The 22,459-nt window shown below is 56.4% G+C and carries 19 protein-coding genes and 1 pseudogene; 6 read left to right on the forward strand and 14 right to left on the reverse strand.

Annotation, left to right across the window (positions count from 1 at the left end; genetic code table 11):
* Nucleotides 1-867: 867 nt before the first annotated feature.
* From DBP26_RS18840 to DBP26_RS18850, 3 genes and pseudogenes are all read right to left on the reverse strand, one after another.
* Nucleotides 868-2,691: an AAA family ATPase gene (locus tag DBP26_RS18840; RefSeq protein ID WP_218565107.1), complete on the reverse strand. Its 1,824-nt coding sequence runs from the start codon at nucleotides 2,689-2,691 to the stop codon at nucleotides 868-870.
* A 232-nt stretch (nucleotides 2,692-2,923) separates the two neighbouring features.
* Nucleotides 2,924-3,373, reverse strand: coding sequence for a phosphate-starvation-inducible PsiE family protein (locus DBP26_RS18845; RefSeq protein WP_108239156.1), 450 nt, complete (start codon nucleotides 3,371-3,373; stop codon nucleotides 2,924-2,926).
* A 144-nt stretch (nucleotides 3,374-3,517) separates the two neighbouring features.
* A pseudogene (locus DBP26_RS18850) lies at nucleotides 3,518-3,760 on the reverse strand (phosphate-starvation-inducible PsiE family protein); the annotation flags it as partial.
* 343 nt (nucleotides 3,761-4,103) lie between these two features.
* Here DBP26_RS18850 and DBP26_RS18855 point away from each other — a divergent pair.
* Both DBP26_RS18855 and DBP26_RS18860 read left to right on the forward strand, forming a co-directional pair.
* A complete protein-coding gene (locus DBP26_RS18855; protein ID WP_108239155.1) occupies nucleotides 4,104-4,376 on the forward strand; it encodes a YebG family protein in 273 nt (90 codons plus the stop codon).
* A gap of 268 nt (nucleotides 4,377-4,644) precedes the next feature.
* Nucleotides 4,645-5,664 (forward strand): alpha/beta hydrolase, encoded by a 1,020-nt coding sequence (locus tag DBP26_RS18860; RefSeq protein WP_108239166.1) that lies wholly within the window; start codon nucleotides 4,645-4,647, stop codon nucleotides 5,662-5,664.
* An 84-nt stretch (nucleotides 5,665-5,748) separates the two neighbouring features.
* Here the strand turns inward: DBP26_RS18860 and argH are convergent, their stop codons facing one another.
* Both argH and DBP26_RS18870 read right to left on the reverse strand, forming a co-directional pair.
* On the reverse strand, nucleotides 5,749-7,176 hold the full coding sequence (gene argH / locus DBP26_RS18865) for an argininosuccinate lyase (protein ID WP_108239154.1): 1,428 nt from the start codon (nucleotides 7,174-7,176) through the stop codon (nucleotides 5,749-5,751).
* Between the two features lie 109 nt (nucleotides 7,177-7,285).
* A complete protein-coding gene (locus DBP26_RS18870; protein ID WP_108239153.1) occupies nucleotides 7,286-8,260 on the reverse strand; it encodes a LysR family transcriptional regulator in 975 nt (324 codons plus the stop codon).
* Nucleotides 8,261-8,378: 118 nt separating this feature from the next.
* Between DBP26_RS18870 and DBP26_RS18875 the strand changes: the two genes are divergently transcribed.
* Nucleotides 8,379-9,140, forward strand: coding sequence for a class II aldolase/adducin family protein (locus tag DBP26_RS18875; protein ID WP_256600931.1), 762 nt, complete (start codon nucleotides 8,379-8,381; stop codon nucleotides 9,138-9,140).
* Between the two features lie 76 nt (nucleotides 9,141-9,216).
* Here DBP26_RS18875 and DBP26_RS18880 read toward each other — a convergent pair whose 3' ends face one another.
* Nucleotides 9,217-10,239, reverse strand: coding sequence for a Glu/Leu/Phe/Val dehydrogenase dimerization domain-containing protein (locus DBP26_RS18880; protein WP_108239151.1), 1,023 nt, complete (start codon nucleotides 10,237-10,239; stop codon nucleotides 9,217-9,219).
* A gap of 206 nt (nucleotides 10,240-10,445) precedes the next feature.
* Here DBP26_RS18880 and DBP26_RS18885 point away from each other — a divergent pair, with 206 nt between their 5' ends.
* Nucleotides 10,446-11,249 (forward strand): transglutaminase family protein, encoded by an 804-nt coding sequence (locus DBP26_RS18885; protein WP_108239150.1) that lies wholly within the window; start codon nucleotides 10,446-10,448, stop codon nucleotides 11,247-11,249.
* Here the strand turns inward: DBP26_RS18885 and DBP26_RS18890 are convergent.
* The 7 genes from DBP26_RS18890 to DBP26_RS18920 all read right to left on the reverse strand — a co-directional run bounded on the left by DBP26_RS18890 (nucleotide 11,246) and on the right by DBP26_RS18920 (nucleotide 19,969).
* On the reverse strand, nucleotides 11,246-14,683 hold the full coding sequence (locus DBP26_RS18890; RefSeq protein ID WP_108239149.1) for a DUF6543 domain-containing protein: 3,438 nt from the start codon (nucleotides 14,681-14,683) through the stop codon (nucleotides 11,246-11,248). The genes DBP26_RS18885 and DBP26_RS18890 overlap by 4 nt on opposite strands.
* 578 nt (nucleotides 14,684-15,261) lie before the next feature.
* On the reverse strand, nucleotides 15,262-15,786 hold the full coding sequence (locus DBP26_RS18895; protein WP_108239148.1) for a hypothetical protein: 525 nt from the start codon (nucleotides 15,784-15,786) through the stop codon (nucleotides 15,262-15,264).
* Between the two features lie 188 nt (nucleotides 15,787-15,974).
* Nucleotides 15,975-16,886 (reverse strand): SDR family oxidoreductase, encoded by a 912-nt coding sequence (locus tag DBP26_RS18900; RefSeq protein WP_108239147.1) that lies wholly within the window; start codon nucleotides 16,884-16,886, stop codon nucleotides 15,975-15,977.
* A 97-nt stretch (nucleotides 16,887-16,983) separates the two neighbouring features.
* Entirely contained in the window at nucleotides 16,984-17,958 is a 975-nt protein-coding gene (locus DBP26_RS18905) for an alpha/beta hydrolase (protein WP_108239146.1), read from the reverse strand.
* Nucleotides 17,958-18,719 carry a class II aldolase/adducin family protein gene (locus DBP26_RS18910; protein WP_108239165.1) on the reverse strand — a complete coding sequence of 254 codons (762 nt, stop codon included), beginning with the start codon at nucleotides 18,717-18,719 and terminating at the stop codon, nucleotides 17,958-17,960. The genes DBP26_RS18905 and DBP26_RS18910 overlap by 1 nt, the downstream gene beginning before the upstream one ends.
* 177 nt (nucleotides 18,720-18,896) lie before the next feature.
* Entirely contained in the window at nucleotides 18,897-19,583 is a 687-nt protein-coding gene (locus tag DBP26_RS18915) for an LrgB family protein (RefSeq protein ID WP_108239145.1), read from the reverse strand.
* Nucleotides 19,580-19,969: a CidA/LrgA family protein gene (locus tag DBP26_RS18920; RefSeq protein WP_108239144.1), complete on the reverse strand. Its 390-nt coding sequence runs from the start codon at nucleotides 19,967-19,969 to the stop codon at nucleotides 19,580-19,582. The genes DBP26_RS18915 and DBP26_RS18920 overlap by 4 nt, the downstream gene beginning before the upstream one ends.
* Nucleotides 19,970-20,123: 154 nt before the next feature.
* Here DBP26_RS18920 and DBP26_RS18925 point away from each other — a divergent pair, with 154 nt between their 5' ends.
* Nucleotides 20,124-20,996: a LysR family transcriptional regulator gene (locus tag DBP26_RS18925; RefSeq protein ID WP_108239143.1), complete on the forward strand. Its 873-nt coding sequence runs from the start codon at nucleotides 20,124-20,126 to the stop codon at nucleotides 20,994-20,996.
* Between the two features lie 9 nt (nucleotides 20,997-21,005).
* On the opposite strand, the gene DBP26_RS18930 is transcribed toward DBP26_RS18925, so the two are convergent.
* Nucleotides 21,006-21,461, reverse strand: a complete 456-nt coding sequence (locus DBP26_RS18930; protein ID WP_108239142.1) for a flavodoxin — start codon at nucleotides 21,459-21,461, stop codon at nucleotides 21,006-21,008.
* A 238-nt stretch (nucleotides 21,462-21,699) separates the two neighbouring features.
* On the opposite strand from DBP26_RS18930, the gene DBP26_RS18935 reads away from it, so the two are divergent.
* Nucleotides 21,700-22,305 (forward strand): hypothetical protein, encoded by a 606-nt coding sequence (locus DBP26_RS18935; protein WP_108239141.1) that lies wholly within the window; start codon nucleotides 21,700-21,702, stop codon nucleotides 22,303-22,305.
* Nucleotides 22,306-22,459 lie beyond the last annotated feature (154 nt).

The raw sequence follows: 22,459 nt of genomic DNA on the forward strand, positions 1-22,459 counted from the left end.
TCAGAGCATCAAGAACAAATCGCTAATACTAACGATTGACTCATCATCAAAGTCAATCAAACCATTTCTCAAAAGCCTAGAGGAGGCAATTCAATCAAAAATATTTATTTCGCAGATTAAAATATCTCTACTCAAGCTGTCTACACATATACAAGACTCTGAAAATTCGCGTGTAAGAATCACACACTCCTACTCTTCAAACCAGACTATTACACAACACGACAAAATATCCTTTTCAATTTACAGCAACGAGAATGCCATTCTATCAGCTCAACGGTTAATACAAGACGTCCCACTAGAGTTTGAAAGGGTGAAAATAGAGTCTTACCAAGATGGAACCCCAGTAACTCTGGACATTAAATCTAACTGCCTTTACAGCATATCTACCCCGAACTCTAAACTGGAAAAAACACTCCTAGACTTTGTGATCAACGCAGAGGTAGGTGATTAAGCTGCTTGCGGTCAAAGAGTGTTAAATTGAAGTTACTCGAAGCAAAAAACCCGCGCTTTGAGAACGGATTTAGATAATCTAGTGGTCCCATTTAGAAACTACCCCGCCATTCAGGGAAATAAATTACAATAAAGACTTAGGCAGTTTTTTACAGCACTTATATATTAGAAAAGCATCTACCTAAGCGCAAGCCGTGACACTCCAAATAATTTTTTGCAATCACTATCGACGCCAACAACCCTCATCTAACAGACAAACCTAAGAGGCTAGAAACAGCCAATATATAAAATGGATTTCCGATGTGAGACATCGCTAATCCGAAGCCGTAACAACTAAAAGCGTCTGCATGCCAAAAGTCCAAAGGCAGCCTTTCTCACCATCCGTAATTAAAAAAGGATGCCACGCTGAGTACCCTTTTAATCCATCAATGCATGAACTGGACTGAAGTTACCTTTGTAATCATGCTTGTAGATTTTACTTGCTTGGAGCGCCAGCGCATCATCCACAGCATTAAATATCTTTTCAAACCGCTCAATCCAGGCGTCATTATTTGAATTTTCCGCTCTTGCCTTTAAGTATGTTCTGAGTTTTTCCTTTGCTGCTTCATCCTTACAAACAAAAGGCATTAATTGCCCATCCAAATCTGTTGCGAAGTCTTTAAACCAAGCTTCATTTTCCTTATGAGCATCGAGTATCCATTCATGAGGAAACATTCCTTCCAAAGCGAACCCTTTCGAAAGAAGAACAAGATGCTTATTAATTTCAAATGGCAAGCCTTTGTTACCACAAAACCCTTGAATATTACGCCTAGTTTTATCACCGGCTTCATCCCCATCTAGAATACAGACCACAGGGCGCTCTTTATGAACATACTCCCATGAAGCTTTTACAAAACCTTCTAACGCACCAACCCCACCGAAATCTAAGAAGTCCGCACGCCTAACATTATCCCAAGCATGCTTACCTGTGGCCTTTATCTCAATATGATCCAAGACCCACTGATAAAGTTCTCGATCAGTTTTTCCTTCCACAAAAACATTCCATAATCCCAAGTTACAAAAGTCGCTAAATCTTACTCCTAAAGAATTGCGTATTGCTCGCGTTGCCTCTATATATGAGGCACAAATAGCTATCTTTGTAGCACCTGATTCCATCTCTGTCCTAATTACAGCTCTAGGATCTTTGGGCACAAATGCTAAACTATGTGTTGTCACTATCACATGTGCTATATCACCGAGATCTCTTAATATTTCATAGCAGCACCCTGCAAGTTCAGGATGCAAATAAGACTCTGGCTCTTCGATTAACCAAACCGGAGTCTTTCCAAGTTTTTTTTCTTCTTGAGTAATCCAGCTAAACGACGCAATAATCGAGGCGGACTGGATTCCCATACCCTTTCTATCAATTTCAGTAATAACCGGATCTGAAAGATGAAACTCAAAACTCCCTAACAACTTCTCCAAGGAGTTACTCGGGATTTTAAAATGCGTCTTGATATTACCCATCCCAACCGCATTGAGTTGATCATCAATAGCAGCAGATATTCCTCCAAGACATATTTCTATCTCTGCTATCTTTTCATCCAATCGCGCTGATACAGAACGCTTTATGTATGGAAGAAGCAACTCGCTGTATAAGTCATCAATATTTTTACTTGATGCAACATAGTGGCATTCAAATTTACCAAACAACGTTTCCAAGAAAAACTTCTGATAAGCGTTGAATTGGCCTCGTTTATCATCGTGAAATTTATCACCAACGAACAACCTATATGAAGGGTTGCCTGTTTTAGAAAAAGTGAGGTAGACCGTGACCTTATCACTCAGAGTCTTCGGCTGATCTAAGCATGAGTTTAATAGTCGATAATACTCAAGCGCCATTTCATCATCATGTTCAAGTATAAAACTAGCCGTTAAGGAGGTTTGGCCACTTTCCAGTCCGACAGGAAAGTCACGTTCTACACAATACTTGTTTTTATTCTCGAACCCTGTGAAAAACATCTCCACCGCTTTGAGAATATTTGTTTTTCCACTGCTATTAGGTCCAACTATCGTAATACCATTAGAAAAACTGATCAGCGTATCAGCGACAAGTGTCCTAAAGTTTTTTATCTTAATATTTTCAAGAATCATATTGGCGGCTTTTGAAGAACTGTGGCTCGCTGCATTCCTTTGCATGTCTCTTAAATAACAAGACGAATTTTGGAAAACAGCCCCTAATGTGGCAATATGCCACACCACGAAGGGGTCGGTCTAGTTCTCAGCTGCTCTTGACCACATTCTGCGTATTCCAACCTTCCTCCCCACAGGAAACCTGTACAAAAACACAGTTACGTGTAGTCTCGGCGTGACACGAATGACTGAGGGAGCAATCATGGTTACACGACCTAGAGGAAGGCGATAGCCACTATTTAAAAGCTACGCTTGTGGAGTTCGGTTTTGAGCATAGCGATTAAACGAAAGCAAATTTTTGTCAATCTGATTTTTCTTTTACTGAAGGATATTTTGAAGAGGAATACCTAACCACCAAAATCGACACAGCCAGTAATAATACACCACCACAAACGTAAAGAATTCCCGTATCTGGGGCATTGTGATGAGAAACATCACTTATCAACAATCGAATCAATGCGGTTACGCCGATGTACAACAAAAATCTCAGGGGCATGTGATTAGTTTTAAAATAAATGCCCGCCATGGCCAGCAATTCAAGATAAATAAACAGCAGCAAAATATCATCAACCGTTACTTTTGGCTGTTGAAGCATTCCTAGAAAGGTCGATATTCCTGCCCAAACAGTTATCAGCCCAATGGCGAAAAGCGCGAGATAATGAAACGTTTCTACGAATAAATTGCCAATCGAATCGGCAGCACCATGTAGCTTTTTGCGTAGGCTTTCAGCCCATTTCACTTCTTGCGTCATTGTACCCACCACTGTTCATAAATTGAGCAAATCAAGCCAACCACATCGCGCATCTGAATCGGGTCATGCACACCACGCCGCTAAAATATCAGGGCTTGCACGGTTTTTCTGACTGGCAAAGAAATTGTTAGAAACCTGTACCTTGGTCTTGAAATAAATTCCGACCATCGCCCCGAGTTCCAGGTAGATGAACAGCAGCAGGATATCGTCCACCGTGATATGCCCTTTTTCGAGCATGCCCAGAAACGCCATGACCGCCGCCCATGCGGTGACCGCGCCGATGGCGAACAAGGCCAGGTAATGGAAGGTTTCGACGAACAGATTGCCGAGCGATTCGGCGCAGCTGTGTACGTGCTGACGGAGGGACTCGGCCCAATTGATTTTCACGATGCACTTCCTTGGATGACACGAAACGGAGGATGCCAAGCGCGTATGACGCGCTGATGGCCGTGCATTAAAAGGGCCATCCCTCACGGTTGAGAACGTGACCGGTTGTCGCAAGGCTTTATATGAGCATCAATAATGCATACGAAATGCCACTACCCAGGCGACCAAAATTGCCTTATGCTGCGCACTGTATAAATAAACAGTAGCCGCCACGTGCCGACTGTTGGCCCGCCGCCTCAGCCGTCCCTATGCGCTTCAGGCGAGGTCGCAACCCTCGCCGCGCGTCAGAGGGTCGCTGCACGGCCGGGCTCACCACCACACTGGAAATGACGACGAGGCCAAAATGGCTGTTGAAACCCTTTACCGCAGTACCCGCGATTTGGAGACTACGTTCGTGGACCGCAAACTCGCCGATGCGCATGATCAAATGCTCGAGCTGGCAGAGCTCCTCACCGACGTTTTGATGAAGAACGTACCGGGCTTGTCCGAGAAGCATGCGGAAGATGCGAGCATCTACATGGCGAAGAATCGCGCAGTGTTTGCGGCGGCGTTCAAGAACAACGCCACGGCATTGAACGAGCTTTCCGAGCCTGGCAACACTGACAGTGAAAGCTGATGTGCCAGCTGAAAAAAACGACCTCCTTCGGGAGGTTTTTTTATGCCCTCACGCGGGCGCCTGCCGCGACGCACGCCTTCGAGCGAAAGAGCAAAACCCACCGTCCCCAAATCAGAAACAATGAGTCTCACATTAGCCTGATTGTCTGCCAATCCATCGGTCCGTAAATTCACTTCCAAGCCAGCCACGATGCAGCAAGCAGGTTGACAGTGGCGATCCGAACTCTCTGAATCGAATCCGAAGGAATCTGAACATGACCGACCGCACGCTGAAGACGCTCAAGAAGACCCTGGCCGCTACCCTCCTCGCACTGTCCGCTAGTAGCGCCTTCGCCGCTGAAACCGCGGTACCCGAGCATCAGACCCGAGCGTTTCTCAACGCGCTGGCCGCCGGTGGCGGTCGTCCACTGGAACAACTGAGCCCGAAAGACGCTCGCGCCGTGCTGACGGGCGCTCAAAATTCGGTAAAAGTGGACATGTCAGGCATCGAGGTCAGTGAACAAACGATCAAAGCCGACGGCCAGGACCTCAAACTCACCATCGTGCGTCCGGCCGGGGCCAAGGGCGAATTGCCGGTCTTCATGTACTTCCACGGTGGCGGCTGGGTTTTGGGCGACTACCCGACTCACGCGCGTCTGATTCGTGATCTGGTGGTTGGCTCGGGTGCCGTAGCCGTCTACGTCGGTTACACCCCCTCGCCTGAAGCTCATTACCCGACCGCGATCAATCAGGCGTATGCCGCGACCCGGTGGGTCGCCGAACATGGCAAACAGATCAAGGTCGATAGCTCGCGGCTTGCGGTGGCAGGGAACAGCGTGGGTGGCAACATGGCCGCGGTCGTGGCGTTGAAAGCCAAGGAACAGGGCACGCCTAAACTTCGCTTCCAATTGCTGCTGTGGCCTGTGACGGACGCCAACTTCGACACGGGCTCCTATCAAGCCTATGCCGAAGGCCACTTCCTGACCAAAAACATGATGACGTGGTTCTGGGACAACTACACCACTGACGCCAAACAGCGTGCCGAGATCCATGCCTCACCACTGCGTGCGACCACCGAGCAACTGAAGGGGCTACCGCCGGCACTGGTTCAGACAGCCGGGCTGGACGTGCTGCGGGACGAAGGCGAGGCCTACGCCCGCAAACTGGATGCCGCGGGTGTCGACGTCACCGCTGTACGCTACAACGGGATGGTCCATGACTACGGCTTGCTGAACCCACTGGCCAACATTCCGGAGGTCAAGGCCGCCCTGCGTCAGGCCGCAGGTGAACTCAAAGCCCACCTGAACTGATCGCCCTGCCACATCCCGCCCGCGAGGTGATCGTGATCCTTCGCGGGCTTTTCGCGTTGCAGCAACAGCCTGAGGTGGCGCGGATCAGGCACGCGGTCCGGTGTAGTCGAGCGCCCATTTCTCCTGCGCATGCAACTGCCCCTTGAAACGCGCGATTTGCTCGGCGACGCGCTCCGGCGAGGTACCGCCCCACCCGCTACGCGCAGCCAATGCCGCATCGAGCGTGAGGCAGTCGAGCACTTCAGGGGTCAGGCGGGCATCCGTGCGGGCGAGCATGTCGGGAGTGAGCTGCTCCAGCCCAATGTCTTGGGCCTCGCAGAGCTGCACCAATTGCCCTGTGATCTCATGGGCCTCTTTGAATGGCACGCCCCGCAAGGCGAGCCAATCCGCCACTTCGGTGGCCAGCGTGAAGCCCAGCGGCGCCTGGCGCAGTAATTCGTCCTTGCGTACAGTCATCGTCGCGACCATGCCCGCAAACGCCGGGAGCACCAGGTTCAACGTATCCAGCGTGTCGATGACCGCATGTTTGTCTTCGCTCAAATCGCGGTTGTAGGACAGGGGCTGCGCCTTGAGGACTGAGAGGATACCCGTGAGCGAGCCAATGATGCGCCCCGACTTGCCCCGCGCAAGCTCAGCGATATCCGGGTTCTTTTTCTGCGGCATGATCGAGCTGCCGGTCGCGTAGCCATCGTCCAGATCGACCCAGCGAAACTGCCTTGAGGTCCAGAGGCAGAACTCTTCCGCCATGCGGGAAATGTTGATGCCCAGCATGCTGCCGCAAAACAGGAACTCGGCCACATGATCACGGCTGGCGACAGCGTCGATGGAGTTCTCGCACGGCCCGGCATACCCCATCTCCGCAGCCGACCGCTGCGGGTCGCGTGCGATCGCCGAACCCGCCAGCGCGGCCGCGCCCAGCGGGGACAGGCTGAAGCGCTTGTCGAAATCCTGCAGCCGTTGAATGTCGCGATGAATGGCCTGCGCATGGGCCATCAGATGATGGGCGAAGACAATGGGCTGGGCCTGCTGCAGGTGGGTGAAACCTGGTGCAATGGTGTGAATGTGCTGCTCGGCTTGTCCGACCAGTGCCGTTTGCAGCTCCAGAATGGCAAGGGTCAAGCGGCGGACCTGATCCCGGAGGTAGAGTCGCATATCGTTCGCCGTCTGATCATTGCGCGAACGCCCGGCACGCAGCTTCCCGCCCAGAGCACCCAGCCGTTCGGTCAGCAAACGCTCGATGAACGTGTGTACATCCTCATCAGCGGCAATCGGCTGCACGACGCCCGCCGCATAGTCCGAATCGATGGCCGTCAGCGCTTCGATGATGCGTCGGGTTTCGTCGGCATCGAGCAAGCCCGCACGATGCAATTCATTAGCATGGGCCTTCGACCCGGCCACATCGTAGGGCAGGAGACGGAAATAGGCATGAGGCGCGCGTGAAAGGTTGGCCATGGCTTGGGCAGGACCGGACTTGAACCGCGCCCCCCAGAGGCGCTCGGTAGCATCAGACATTTACCTTCTCCTTTGACACGGTGGTTGCTGAATCGCGAACGCAGAATCGGTCACAGGACAGGGATGCTAGGAAACTTCAGCAGAGGGGCAAATGTTTCAAATGGCAAGTCTACTTGCAGATATTGGAAACCTGTTCGTCATTCAGGGCTTTCATTCCTTGCAGGAAAACGGTTTCCGCCATGGTCAGGCGCTGCTCGAGGTTCCAGAGCACATGGATATCAATCTCACAGACGCTGTCGTCTGGGGGAAGTCGCCAAAGCGTGCCTTCCGACACTCCCCTTTCGCACAGATGTTCCGGTAGGCAGCCGATGCCAAACCCGGCCAGCACCAATCGCAGCACTTCTTGCGTGTTGGCAGACGATGCGATGATCTGCCCGTCCAGGGCATGCCGACCGCGAAATTCCGCCAACGCTGACAGGGTCCCGCCGAGCAGATCCCCGGCAAAGCTCACCAAGTGTTCATGCCGCAGGTCGTCAAGGCTCAGGTCCTTACGCCCGAACAAGGGGTGCTGATCGCTGCAATACAGCCCATAGCGCTCCCTCGTTAGCCAGGATTGCCCCATCCAGGGTTGAGCGACGCGATGGACGGCCAGCCCGAAAGTGGCCGTTTTTTGTGCCAACGCACTGACGATGGCGTCGCTCGATTGCACTTCGACCTCCAGGGCAATGCCCGGATAGTCACGGTGCAATTGCGCGAGAAAACGGTCGAAGGGCGGGCACTGTATTCCACTGACCGTCAGCAGACGAACCCGGCCGACCACCTGACCGCTGGACTGTTCGAGGGCGGCGTCGAGTTGCGCGAATTGCCCCTGCAGTTCGGTGGCGACCCGCAGCGCCTCGATGCCCGAACGCGTCAGGCTGAAGCGAGGCCCGTGGCGTTCCACCAAGGCGGTCCCCATTTGCTCTTCCAGTCGCTTGAGCGCCTGGCTCACCGCCGGTTGTGACAAATGCAAACGAGCGGCGGCGCGGCTGATGCTGAGCTCTTGGGCCACCACTTGAAAGGTGCGCAGCAGGTTCCAGTCGACCCGCTCGCTCAGTGGGCGCGAAGAGGTTCGAGGTGGCGTGGGATGTGAGGGCGTTGTCACGGCGTCAGCCTTTATTGGCACACGGAATATTAACTATAAGAAATGCGACATTGAGCTGGTGGCAGGTTGTCTTTAAAACGTGTGCATCAAATACGCCAACTCACTCAGGGGACACCCCATGTCAGAACGCCCCGCAGGAATGTCTGCTCAGGAATGGGCCGCGCGTTGCGACCTGGCCGCGCTCTATCGACTCATTGCGCACCTGCGCATGACCGACCTGATCGACACCCACATCTCGTTGCGGCTGGAAGGCCCGGACGGCCATTTTCTGATCAACCGCTACGGCACCCTATTCGAGCGGATGAAAGCCAGCACCCTTGTCAAAATCGACGGCGAAGGCCGCGTGGTCGACGAATGCTATCCTGAGCATCGCGTCAATCGCGCAGGATTCGTCATCCATTCGGCTATCCACCAGGCACGACCCGACCTGCACTGCGTCATCCATACCCACACCGCTGCCGGGATTGCCGTTTCGGCACAAGCCCAAGGATTGTTGCCCATCAGCCAGCACGCGTTGAAGTTCTATAATCGCGTGGCTTACCACGCTTACGAAGGCATTGCGCTGCGCACCGCCGAGCGCGAACAACTGGTCAAAGACCTGGGGCCGCGCCACAAGGCGATGATCCTGCGCAACCATGGCCTGCTGGCTGCTGGGGGCAGCACCGCCGAAGCGTTCATCAACATCTATTTCTTGGAGCGAGCCTGTCAGGCACAGGTTCAAGCCCTTGCCGGGGGCACAGCGTTGCTGACACCGACGCCCGAAACCTGCGAATTCACCGCGCGTCAGTTCGAAAGTGAAGGGGAAGAAGAAATCGTGGACTTGGCCTGGGCGGCCGCACTGGAAATGATCGAGCAGCAGCGGGACGACTACTGTTCGTGAGCCACCCGATGCCGCAAATGCGACGGGGCACTCGATGCACGTCGCATGCTCTCATTGAGCAGCGCGGGTAAGACCATCACTCAAGGTTCAATAGACGCTCCGCCAAGGCGTCAGCCACCCGCGCGGGTGAGCGCTTTTCCGCCTGCGCATGAGCGAACACTTCGGTTAGCCGTGTTCCTATCTGGGACAAATGTGCGGTGATGGTGTGCGAGTTTTCCCCCTTATGTTGCAGGGCGACGTAGATCAACCCGCCGGAATTGATCACGTAATCGGGCGCGTACAGGATGCCGCGTGCTTCGAGCTGATCGGCGATGGCCGCGCAGCTCAGCTGATTGTTGGCCCCTCCGGCCACGGCGGCGCAACGCAGCTTGGTCACGCTGTGGCTGTTGAGCACGCCCCCGAGTCCGCAGGGAGCGAGGATGTCGCACGGGGTACTGAGCAAGGCTTCGCTCGCGACGGGTTTGGCCCCCATCTGCTCCATTGCCAGTTGCACCTTGCCGCTATCAAGGTCAGCGACCAGCAGTTCGGCCCCTGCCGCGTGAAGTTGCTCGGCCAGTGCCCAGCCGACGTGACCCAGCCCTTGAATCGCCACCCGCAGTCCTTCCAGGTTGTCGCTTCCCAGCCGCGCCATCGCGGTGGTGCGGATCCCGGCGTACAGGCCCATGGCCGTGTGAGACGAAGGATCGCCTGACTCAGTGGTGCTGGTGACGTGTTGGGTGTATTGAGCGATGCAGTCCATGTCTTCGCTGGACGTCCCACTGTCGATGGCGGCGATGTAACGGCCATCAAGGGTCTGAATGAAGCGTCCGAACGCTTCGAACAATGCGGCGCGGGCGGGCACGTGCGCAGGTCGCAAGATGACAGCCGTCCCTCCGCCCAAAGGCAGGCCAGCCAGCACGGCCTTGTAGCTCATATTCCTTGCCAATTGAATGGCATCTTCAACAGCACTCTCTTCATTTGGATAGGAAAGGTAGCGCACGCCGCCCAGTGCAGGCCCTTTTTGACTGCTGTGGATCGCGATCACGGCTTTGAGGCAGGTCTGCGGATCGACGATCAAATGCAACGACTGAACGCGCGCGCTTTGCATGAGAGCGAACATTGGCAGTGCTCCCGGTTTTTTTGTATTGCGAGTATAGGCGCTGCCGAAAAAAACGACGGGTGAACGAGCGATCTTCCAGCAGGGAATCGACGAATACCGGGCAGAAACGATCAGCCGGCATTCGCCACTGGACGAACACCGCCGCCAGCGCTAAAACGAAACTTCCAACGTACCGTTTCAGCCGCCTGTTCCGACGGGAGACGTCGATGAACCCACGCCAGTGCTGCCTTGACTGCCTGCACCGCACTCCGCCTGCCACCTTTGAGGCAGCGCTGTGGATTTCGGTCGAACATGATGCTCAGGCCGACCTTCGGCATTGTCATGAATCGATGGACGAGGTCCACCGGCGCATCAGCGCGGCGCTGCCGCTGCTGCCTGCCAATGAGCTTGCTCAACCCTTGCTACGGCAAATGGCGACCCTCGGCTTCCAGCAAGACGACGTCGCCCAGCCCAAGCCGCCAGTGGCGCTGTTGCACAAAATCATCGATCGTCGTCGAGGTCAGCCATTGGGCTTGGGGATCATTGCACTGGAGCTGGCCCGTCGCCTGGAAATTCCATTGGAAGGCGTGAACTTTCCCGGGCATTTCCTCCTGCGTGTGCCGGGTGCGGACCATGCGCTGGACCCCTGCGGTGGTCGCCGCCTGTACCCCAAGGATTGTCGCGAACTGTTGCTGCGCCAGTTCGGCCCCGACATGCCACTCAGGGCCGAGCATATGCGCACTGCCACTCCTCAGGCGATGCTGCAGCGGTTGTCACGCAACCTGCGCCATCTGCACCAAATCAACGACGATCTCATTGCATCGCTCAAAGATGCCAATCGGGTTCTGGAACTGGGGCAGGCCAACACCAGCGATTACCTCGCTCGTGCCAGCCTGTACCAGACGCTTGAATGCCCTCAGGCCGAACGGTACGACTTAGAGCATGCGCTGATGTTGAGCGACGACCCGGTTCAGCAAATCCGCTTGACGCAGCGATTGGCGCAATTGCCATCAAGCCGCGCCGTGCACTAGGCAGGGATAGTGTACGCCCGATCCAGTTTAAGTTTGCGCCAGGCCCACACCCCTGCGCGCACGCCGATGCCCTTGAGCAGCGTAAGGGAGCCCTGGAGGAACGCGCGAACTCCGTCGGCCGTGGTCACTATCCCTATCACGCCGAAGATCAGCAAAGGCAATGCCGCCGCTTTGTCCCCGGAGGCGTAAGCGTCGTAGGCCTTGATCAAGGTCACAACGCTCGTCAGAGTGCCCCAGGCAAAGCTGGCGACCGGAAATGGCAATAGAAGGATGGTCCCCGTCCATCTGATGACATTCCATGCCGTCGACAGCCTTTTTTCAGCCAAGCTCTCGATTTCCTCGTCGACGTCCGCAATCATCCGCTCGAGCATGTCGCCATACAGTTGACCGGCATCGCGCAGGCGATCTTCCATTCGGTTGACGATGGTCAAAAACGAAGGATCGTGTTTGCCGCCTCGCTCGAAGTTGTCGATGAAGGTCCCAACCCTGCGCTGCCCAGCGTAAGCCACCCGACCATAGAAGTAGCTCTGCATCGAGACCGAACCCAGCAGCGCGCCATAATCGGTCAAGGGCCTGAAGTGCACTCCATCCGGCGCACCGGGGGTGTAAAGAAGTTTGTAGCCCGGCTCGCCTCGAGCAAAGTCTTGGAAGATGTATACGCCTTCGACGATCTGGCCCGCCATGCGAAATGCCGAAACGCCAGTGGTCCCATTACCAACGTTGCTCGATTGATCAGTGCCTAGCGCGATGATGGCGCCGCGAAGCCAGCTATATTGCGGGTCGCTCAGGTCGCCTTCTAAATATTGCAGCATTGCGCCGCGAATCATCTCGTGCTGCACACGCTTGGCCATCAACGCCTTGCGGCGGGCGTAACGCGGGTCTTTGCGTCCGAGAAAGCCTTCAGTGAGAAAATCCATGTAACGCGCACCGAGATCCGCTTCCCGCACCTGTTTGTCGGCGAATTGAATCAGGTGGCGCGGCAATTGCGACACATCGAGACCCGTCGACGAGTAAAGATGAATGGCTTGACGGTGAGACAGGATGTCCTCTGTACCGTACATGACCAGTTCAGTCAGCGAGCGCAATGGCGTGTGCTCACCGAAATCCGGCGTCTCGAAGTACGGCTGCCCCAACCCGAAGTAGAGCGTGTCGGGATCGACATGGCGTTCATACCCCTGACTGCGCAGAAAACCGTTCAATTCCGCGGAGACGTGCTTGTGAGCGTAGTCCTGCAGTGTGACAAGCCCCGGACTGAGCTTTGCAAATTCAGCATTGAGTGCACCGATTCGTGCCTCCACCGTTGCCAGCAACTGCCTGGAGACCAGCGAACCTGGTGCGTCCAGCGGTGAGACGGCGATCTTTTCTCCTTTTACGATCGCGACGACCTTCAACAGGACCAGCAACGCCAGGTTCGCTTCGTAGTTCTCATGCGGGCAAGGCTCGAACACGCAGGTGTCCGGTCCCCACAGCGTGGGCTTGAGCTGGATGTCATTGAGCTGAGCGTTGAGACCGTGTTGCAGGGGGCCCGCCAACTGGTCATGAACGAAGGAACGACCGGACTCGCTGGCCAGCCAACCCCCTACGTGAAAGCTCAGCTGCCGCCAGGAAGCGAACTCATAAAAATCCTGGCCCCCCGGAGCGCCGGGCGCATAGAGCACGAAATGCTCGTCGACCGCCGTCTTCTCGCTAAACACGATGAGGTCTCTGAAACGCGCTCCTGTGCCCATGATGTGCAGGCTGCCGATGCTGTGATCGGCGTCCGGCCTGCGGACATCCCCGCGGATCTGTATCAACAGCTCGTGGCTTCGGTCCTGAAGGAGATGGCCTTGCATCAACGCTGCCTGCGCGCTCATCGCCAGGGCGCTGTCGCGATGGCGGGCCATGGTGCGAAGGTTTTCCTCGTCCAGATAGCGATCGCGTAGGGCATGTGCGTATCGCTGTGGAATGTCCAACTCATTGAGCATGGTATCGATGAACGTGCTCGTAAAGTCCACGTGCAGCCCAGCGGGCGCGACCTGGACCTCATCGCGGGTGGCTGGCAGCCCGTTGACCGCAAAGTGCAGCAACGTCCCCTGGTAGACCGCGTTCAACGGATCACTTCCATCGACACCAATCGAGTCGTTGACCGTCAGCTCGATCGCGGCAGGATCGAGGGTCAACCCAAGACGCTCACGGCAATACTTCACCATCTCAGCGGCTGCGAAACCTTCGACGGATTCAAGGCCGGTGAGCACGGCTTCAACATCTCGCTTACGGCGCAAATGCTCCTGTTCAAGATTCGTGAGATGGACTTGATGGTCAGGCTGCGCAAATTTGCGCCAGCGAGGCTGGACCAGCGTGCAAAGGTCGCTCGACAGACGGGCGAAGCGTTGACCCACCGCTTCATCCAGATCGCTGCAAACGCGTACACGCTCGAGGTCCCGCAGAAAAGAATCGGTATCCGACCCGGCATCGCTGTGCTGCAGCAGGTGATGCGAATCGTCCCTCTGCTTGGCCTGCACCGCACGCGTGAACGTGTCTATCAAAGGAGCGTTCAGAGGGGTGAAGGCCCACAGGTGAGCGACGACAGGCCCGTGGACGCTCAGTCGTTGCTGGTCACGCGACCTCAGGAGGAGCGTCAATGCGTCGGCGGGGTCGCTGATTCGGCGAGAGAGCTCTTCGCGCAGTGCGGCTAACGACCCGAAACGCGCGATGCCGCCTCCGACCGCCACCAGAAACACTTCACCTTGCGGCTGAGTACTCTGCTCAGCCGATGCGTTGACGGCCCAGGCCGACGGCAGCGTTATCACCGAATCGTCGACCGCCAAATCGATCGAAAACACGCCCACAGGCCCCCGGCTCTCTAGAACCTCCGACAGTCGCCGCTGCTCCTCTTCAGACAGCTGGCGGGAAAGGCCCAGCAGTGCGATGTCGTTTTTGAGCGCCGTGTCATGCAGCGCCGACAATTGTTGGCGCGCCGAGCCTTCGTGCATGGGCTCGGGCTGGTCCCAGAAGCCGTCCAGGTTGCGTATATAGATGTCCGGCAACTGCGCGGCGGCATCGCGCACGATCTCGATCACCGATCGGCGCTCTTGGACAGCGATGCGTAGGGCGGGATCGAACGTGTCATGGCGAAGAAACACCTCGGCGTCCTCGAGCACCTCGAGGGGAATCGCACCCCGTAACACGTCGATCATCATATTCATGACCGAGCGGGAAACCCGCCCGACTTGCGCGTCCTCACGGTTGAAAAACAGCGCATCGGGGTTGGATACGCTCAGCCCTGTTTCCTTGCTTATGCGAGTCTTCAGGTACGTATGGGCCAGACTGTGCAAGGACTGACTGTTGTCCAAGAGATGGGCGGATTCAGCACCCGCTTCTGCGAGCGCCGCCAAGTGGCGGGTCACACGGTCGAAGGTGCCGAGGGCAGATGAGTTGTCAGTTACAGAGTTCATAGGTAACGCTCCAAGATTGAATCACCTTTCTCCGTCGCGGCATCCAGCCGTTCAGGCACGCAGAGAGGCGATGAAAAGGAGCGTCTATAAAAAAGGTTTGTAGCGACTGGTTGGCGGTAAATATTGCTTGGTCGCTAAAGGCTGATACGACGTAATCGGTAGGAAAAACCATCTTAAATGGTAGGACGGATGGCATTATTGCCATCCGGGTAAAACTGCATGTCATGAACCGGGCTGTTTGGGAAAGATTGAGTATCTTACTCTTCTCTCACCTCGCGGCTGCCCTCGCCGCGAACCTGGAACCCGAAGGGGAAGCGCGATTGTTACCGGCATCAACTTCTCGAACGGGTTCTACGACGTAGATTTTCAAGCTCCTGGATCTAACGTCTTGTTTAGCCGCTGCGCCTGCAGCGGCTTTTTTTCATTTTCAAAACTCTCAACTCTTCAGACATCTGCGACTCGATTATCACGAGCAGCCTGACTGTGTTTAAACATCAGCCATCGACACGGAATTGCCCAGGTCATTTAGTGGAGGCACACAATTCGATGACTAATCAGGCATACCACCTGAAAGGTCACTACACGCGGATATTCACCAAGGATCGCTGCCGGGGCGTTTTCGCATACTCCTCCAGCGCCATGATGATTGAAATAGAGGTTTTCAGCTCAACCATTGCGCCTTTTGCAATTTCGTTACCTTCGTTGATGACACCCTGAAGAAGTGTCAGTTGCTCATCGAAAAACCGATAGGCATTCACCTCTCGGTCCATCTCGATTTCTCGGCCCGTGGCATCGTACTTCACGTTGATTGATGACATCACGCCCACCAGATCCCCATCAATTATGCCCCGATCGGCCAAAATGGCGCCGATCTCTCTCAGTTGCTTGCTACTTGTCTTTCGGGGATCGAATCCGGACAAATCAATATTCAGCCCCTCCAGCTTTTTTAGGCCGGATACGTCTTTATCAGCCCAGAACTGTCTGACTTTTGACTTGACCGCTTCTTCGGAGGGTGTAAGTCCAGACTTGACGTTGAAACGCCGGTCGGGGGCTGCGAAATACGTTTTCAGCCGGTTTTCGACTTTGCTCAAATTCCCGATCATACAACCTCCTGTCGATAGATTTATCGACAGGAATGTCGTGCGAGGACCTCAAGAGTTTAGGCAGAAATGATCAAAACAATGCCGTCTTCGAGTTTCGAGAGCCGTCCTACTATCGCCTCAGAAAACTTCCTACAAAAATGGCCTGTTAAATCCCCCGAACCGGCCATTCCAAGCGCACGCTCAGGCGATCACCTAGCGAACCGCTGCAAATTGGCCATCATCTCTTTCAAGGCCTCGACATTGTCTGCTGGGTGCACGGCATCGTTGAAGTCGTCAATCTTGCTCCACTGCGACGCGACGTCTTCAGGAGAGAAGCCCGCACGTGGATCGAACCCGGCGCCCAGGCTACGCTCCCAACGTACTTTGCCTATCCAGCCCCCGCCCACTTCGTACAAGCCCGAGGTGTCTTGGCACTGCTCGCTGCCCAAATACACCACCAGCGGACTGACGAGCTCAGGCTTGAGTAACTCGAATACACTCGCCGGGATCAGGCCTTCAGTCATTCGGGTGCCACCCGTGGGGGCAATGGCGTTGACCAGAATGTTGTTCTTGCGCCCTTCCAGTGCCAGTGTGCGAGTCAGACCATACAGCCCCAGCTTGGCCATGCCGTAGTTGGACTGGCCGAAGTTGCCATAGATGCCCGAAGTGGATGAGGTGAAAACCACGCGGCCATAGTTTTGTTCGCGCAAATACGGCCAAGCGGCACGGGTGACCTTATAGGCGCCTTCGACGTGCACCTTGTAAACCAGGTCCCAGTCCGCGTCCTCCATTTTGGCGAAACTCTTGTCGCGCAGGATGCCCGCGTTGTTGACCACCACATCCACTCTGCCGAACGCATCCAGCGCGTGCTGAACGATCCTGCCGCCCTCGGTGACCGAGTCGTGATTGGCCACCGCTTCGCCGCCAAATGCTCGAATTTCTGCGACCACGCGATCGGCCGCCGACGCACTGGCGCCTTCCCCATGGGCAGACCCGCCGAGGTCATTGACCACGACCCGCGCACCGTGGCGGGCGAACAACAAGGCATGGGCGCGTCCGAGGCCACCGCCCGCCCCCGTCACGATCACTACCTTTGCGTCATAACGTATGGATTTGCTCATTGAACCTTCCCCCCCGATGATGAAGCGCTTCGACCCTGCGAGGCCGACAGCCGCTGTACAGTCACGGGAGTGTCAGCTACCCGAACCGGGGTCACAATCAATACGGGGCAGGCTGAATGGTGCTCGATAACGCAACGGGATGATTCATCGACTGAAGGATCGGTGCCGTGCGCGGGGTGAGCGGCGCTGGCCGAAAACCCGTCAATGCCGCACGAAAGCTGTCGTACAGGCGTAACACCTGTAAAGGCGCCTCGGTCTGCGGGTAATGGCCGATACCGGGCAGCGAAACGACGTCGGCTTCAGGTATCAATTGCCGATACCGCTGTGCCATGTGTTCGCCGGAAACCGGATCGGCAGCACCATTGATGAGCCGCATGGGTACGCAATGCTGCTGCATCGCTTTCACCCAGCGCTCTCGGTGCGTGATGCGTTCGGGAATGTAATGAATCAGGCGATGCAAGACTCGCTGGCCGGAATGGGCCGCGATCAGACTCCAGAAGTCATCCAGCTCACTTTCGCTGGGCCGGGTATCGGGCCCGAAAATGCGGCTGAAATCCCGATCCAGCCAACTTCGATCAAACAAATGGCTGACCAGCCAGCCCACGCGACCTAACAGGAGTTTTTGAGCCCGTACCGCCCGATGCGCCTCTGGAAACAGTCCGCCGTTGAGAAACGCGCAGCTGGCCATGCGGAACTGCCCCTCGGCATGCCTCGCGATCAATTCCTGCGCGACACTGTCGCCGTAGTCATGGGCGAGGACGTGCACCGGCTGCGAGACCGCCAGATGGTCGAGCAACGCTTGTTGCAGATCGGCCTGCTCAAGGAGGCTGTAGGCGTGCCGACGCGGCTTGGCCGAATCACCGAAGCCGAGCATGTCACAGGCAATCACCCGATATTGGCGAGACAGCGGCTGCCACAGGTAATTCCAGTCCCAGCTCGCTGTCGGAAAGCCATGAATCAGCAGCAGGGGCTCCCCCTGCCCCGCGACCCAGTACCGAATGTTTCGGCCGCGAAATTGGAAATCACGCCCGCGTGTTCGCCAGACGCAGAGCGGGATTTCGGCAGGCCTCATTACTGCGCATACCCGGGGGAACATTGGTCAAGCTTTCGCAACAGCGCTGGCCACGCCAGTTTGCCGCCCATGCCTTCAGCGCTGCGGGTGACGCCTGCGACCATGGCTTTGGCGCCCGCCAGAATATGCCCGTCGATGGGAATCAACTCTGCACCGCCGCCTTGGGCGAGTACCTGAATCTCGCAGGCCCGCTGAAAGGTGAACATCATGAGAAAGGTATCGGCGATGCTGGAACCGCACGTCAGTAACCCGTGGTTATTGAGCATCAGGAAATTGCAGCCACCCAGGTCGGCTTGCAGGCGCGCCTTTTCTTCAGGGTTGAGAGCGACGCCTTCATAGCCGTGGTAGGCAAGGCTGGCCAGTACGAACAACGACTGTTGGCTGATCGGCAGCACACCCTGTTTCTGAGCGGATACGGCGACACCGGCGGCGGTGTGGGTGTGCATCACGCAGAGCACGTCGTCCCGTGCTTCATGAACCGCACTGTGAATGGTGTAGCCGGCCGGGTTGATGTCATAGGGGCTGTCCATGAGTTTCTTGCCTGACTGGTCGACCTTGACCAGACTCGACGCGGTGATCTCATGAAACATCATGCCGTAAGGGTTGATCAGAAAGTCTTCGGTGCCCGGCACCTTGCCCGAGATGTGGGTGAAGATCAGATCGTCCCAGCCATGCAGGGCGACCAATCGATAGCAAGCGGCCAGATCGACCCGGGCTTGCCACTCTTCTGCGCTGACCTGGTCTTTGACGGTGTGATTGATGTGGCTGACGGTTTCGGCAACGGCCTGTGCGACGTTCACGATCGGCTTCCCTCGGCATTTGTTCTGCTCTAATGGATCAGCAGTCTAGTCACCGCCGGTGAATGCGGTACTTGCCTTGGCAGCCAGCTTAATGACCATGCGAGTCAGCGGCCATCCCACGCCACTGCGGCAGGCGGATCAGAGCAGCCACACCAACAACGGTGCGGCGAAGAGATTGAGCAGCCCGGTCAGCACCATGACCAGCCCGGCCACCGAGCCTTCTTCACCACCGACCTCCCTTGCCCGACTGACCCCCGCACCATGGGCACCGACGCCAAACAGCGCTCCGCGCGCCAAGGCCGTGCGCAGTGGGAGCCACTTGAGCAACACGCCGCCCAGTGCTGCACCGAACACACCGGTGCACATCACGAACACCGCCGTCAGTTCGGGAACGCCCCCCAGATCATGAGCCAGCGGCATGGCAAACGGGGTGGTGATGGAGCGAGGGACCAGTGACATCACGACCGACGTGTCCAATGCCAGCGCCTTTGACAATCCGAACGAACTGCCAATCGAAGCCGCGCTGCCTGCCAGCATGCCGATCAGCAACGCTGGCCAGTGCCGGGCGAGCAAGGCGCGCTGTTGCCAGATTGGAACCGCAAACGCGACAGTGGCGGGACCAAGCACCCGCATGAGCCAGTGCGTGTCGGTGGCATATTCGGCGTAAGGGGTGTGCATCGGCAGCGCGACCGCCAGCAACACGGTAGGCACCAGAATCAACGGGGAAAGCAAGTAACGCCCAGTGCGGCGATACAACCAACGGCTGGCAAAGTAAGTGCCGAGCGTCATCAGTAACCAGAAGACCGGCATCAGCTCGAGGGTCATGCCTGATCCTCCGCCGGCCGATCTCTGAGGCGACAGACCACCTCGACCGTCACGGCAGTCACCAGCATCACCATCAAAGTGCTGCTGCCGATGACCAGCATGATCCGCCAACCTTCCTGGCGCACCAAGGCGCCGTAGTCCAACAGGCTCATCAGCGGCGGGATGAAGAACAGCAACATTTCTGCGAGCAGCAGCCCGGCACCGGTTTGCAGCGACGCGGGTTTTACCGCGCCCGTGGCGAAAATGACCAGCAATATTGCCAGGCCAATGACCCCGCCGGGTATTGGCCAATCAAGCCATGAAGCAATCTGGCAGCCGATCCAGTACACCGCCAACAGAGCAATGAGCTCGACAACCAGGCGTGCGAGACGAGGCAAGCGTTTCATGATGTTCAGTTCCTCCGATGGCCTCTAGTGTAAAGGCCGACCTCCCATCCCAATAACGAATTGTTCGACTTCAATGTATTCCAATTCGGAATTCAGTACGCCACACTGCACGCATCGCCCGGCTGCCGAACGGGCATGACGGGGCGGTTATTTCATGGAATTCAAGCAACTGCGCACTTTCGTGGAGGTGGTTCGCGAAGGGGGCTTCACGCAAGCGGCCAAAACGTTGTATGTCAGCCAATCGGCGGTCAGCAAACAGGTGGCGCAACTGGAAGAAAGTCTGGGCGTCACGTTGCTTGATCGTCACGGTTCCCAGGTCAATCTGACGGCAGCAGGCCGCGTGGTGCTGAATCGGGCGGAAGAAATGCTGATCCTGCGCAATGGGCTGCTGCGTGAGCTCGACGACTTGAGCAATCTGGCCCGTGGCGAACTGCACCTTGGGCTCCCGATGCTTGGAAGCGACACACTGTTTGCCAAAGCCTTCGCCGAATATCGCCGGTTGTATCCGAACGTCACTATCCATTTGCTGGAAGGCGGCAGCCGCGCCATCGAGCAGGCTGTCATGAGCGGAGAGTTGGAGGTCGGTGCCAGTTTGACTCCGAGCGATCCGGCGTTTGCCTCACAGGCGTTTTGCGACGAACCGTTGGACGTACTGCTGCCCGCAGACCATCCGTTGGCGCACTTGAAAACACTGGAACTCGGCCAGTTGGCCGACACGCCCTTCCTGTTCTACCAGCGCAGTTTCGTGCTCAATGACCGGCTGCTGCAGGCCTGTCAGCAGGTTGGCTTCACCCCGAGAGAAGGAGGCCGTAGCGGGCAGGCGGACTTCCTGGCGGCACTGGTGGCCGCCGGTCAGGGAGTGGTTCTACTGCCGCAGGTGGTGGCGCGGGCCCTGGTTCGGCCCGGCGTCGTGCACGTCACGCTCACGGCCCCTGAAGTTCTGCGCTGGGATATCGCCTTCATCTGGCGTGAAGGCGCGTATCTTTCAAGGGCGGCCCAAGCATGGCTGGACCTGGTGAGACGCTGACACGGGGTGTCAGGCGTTGAGTTTCTCGACGAATTCGGCAAGCCAGGGCTCGGCGTCGGTTTCAGGGGTAACGGTTTCGCTTGCGTCCAGACGCAACATCTCCTGCACTTCGCGCACGCCCAACTCCATGAACAGCTCACGGAACTGCTCGCCTCCCCCACAGAAGGTATCGCCATAGCTGGCATCCCCGAGTGCGATGACCCCGCCTGGAAGCCCCCGCCAAGCGGCGGGCAGCACGTCGCGGATCTGCGCGTAAAGGGGCTGGACGTTATCGGGTAGCTCTCCCAAGCCTGTGGTCGATGTGACGGCCAGAAGGGCATGGGGGGAGAATGCTTGCAGATCGGCCAGGGTCACGCGCGGGTTGAACAGAACCTCGTGACCGGCATCCTGAATGATCTGTTGGGCATGCCGAGCGACCTCTTCAGCCGACCCGTACACCGAGCCCGAAACAATGGCGACTTTCATTGGGAATCCCGTGGAGAGTTGAAATCGTGCGGCATTATGCCCCAGCGCGACGGAATGTCTTAGAATGGCGCTCACGTCAGATACCCGCGAAACGGATCGCATTACGCGGCAGACAAGCGCATGCTGCTCCTTGGAAGCAGGCTGAAAACGCAAAGCCGCCGAGCAACTGACGAACGGCGGCAACCAAATAGTGAATTTTGTGTCTGCTAATTCAATTACCGGTTAACAGAGCTTGACCATGCAACACGACAACCTTCTCACTCAGGATGAACTCGATTTCATCCTGAATATGCAGCATAACCCCAAGCTGAACGTGCGCGACAAGTCACGTAGCCTGGTGGTTAACGGCGGCGTGCAGATCCAGGATCTGTTGACGCGTCTGGCTGCTCACGAGCAGGTCACGCTTCAAGCCCAGTTCGACAACCAGCAGATGACCTTCCCCTTGCACCTGGTGGAAGACGAATTTCATGCGCTGCATCTTGAGCTGGGTGCACCGAGCATCTTCGAAGAAGGCCCTCGCATCCGCCCATGGCGGCTGATCCTGCCTGAGCCCATTGCGCTGGAAACCGAAAAAGGGTCACTGACAGCGCTGTGGGTTCACGAAATTTCGTTCAAGGGCATTCTCTTGGAGAACCGCAGGCAGACCAAGCCGCCCAAGTATTTCTCTGCCTATTTCACGCCCACCGGCCTTGCCCCCATCGCCCTGCGCGGCACGTTCGAGCGCCTCACCGAACAAGGCCTGGCTGCCTATCGCCTGAACCAAAACAGCAAAGAAGACATTGAGCGGTTGCGTCAATACATCCTCCAGGAACATCGCAAGATCCATCCTTCCATGCACCTTTGAAGCGGCATCCAGTTGGCGACCGCTAATCTTCGACCGATCAGCGCTTTTCGATACCACCTGCTTCCTCCTCTTGTCACTTGCGGCTTGAAGCTTGTCACTGGCATCAGGAATACTATTTGCACGCTTTTCTGCGAAGCTGACGCAACGCCACCAC

The sequence above is a fragment of the Pseudomonas sp. RIT409 genome (assembly GCF_003052515.2).
Classification (GTDB): domain Bacteria; phylum Pseudomonadota; class Gammaproteobacteria; order Pseudomonadales; family Pseudomonadaceae; genus Aquipseudomonas.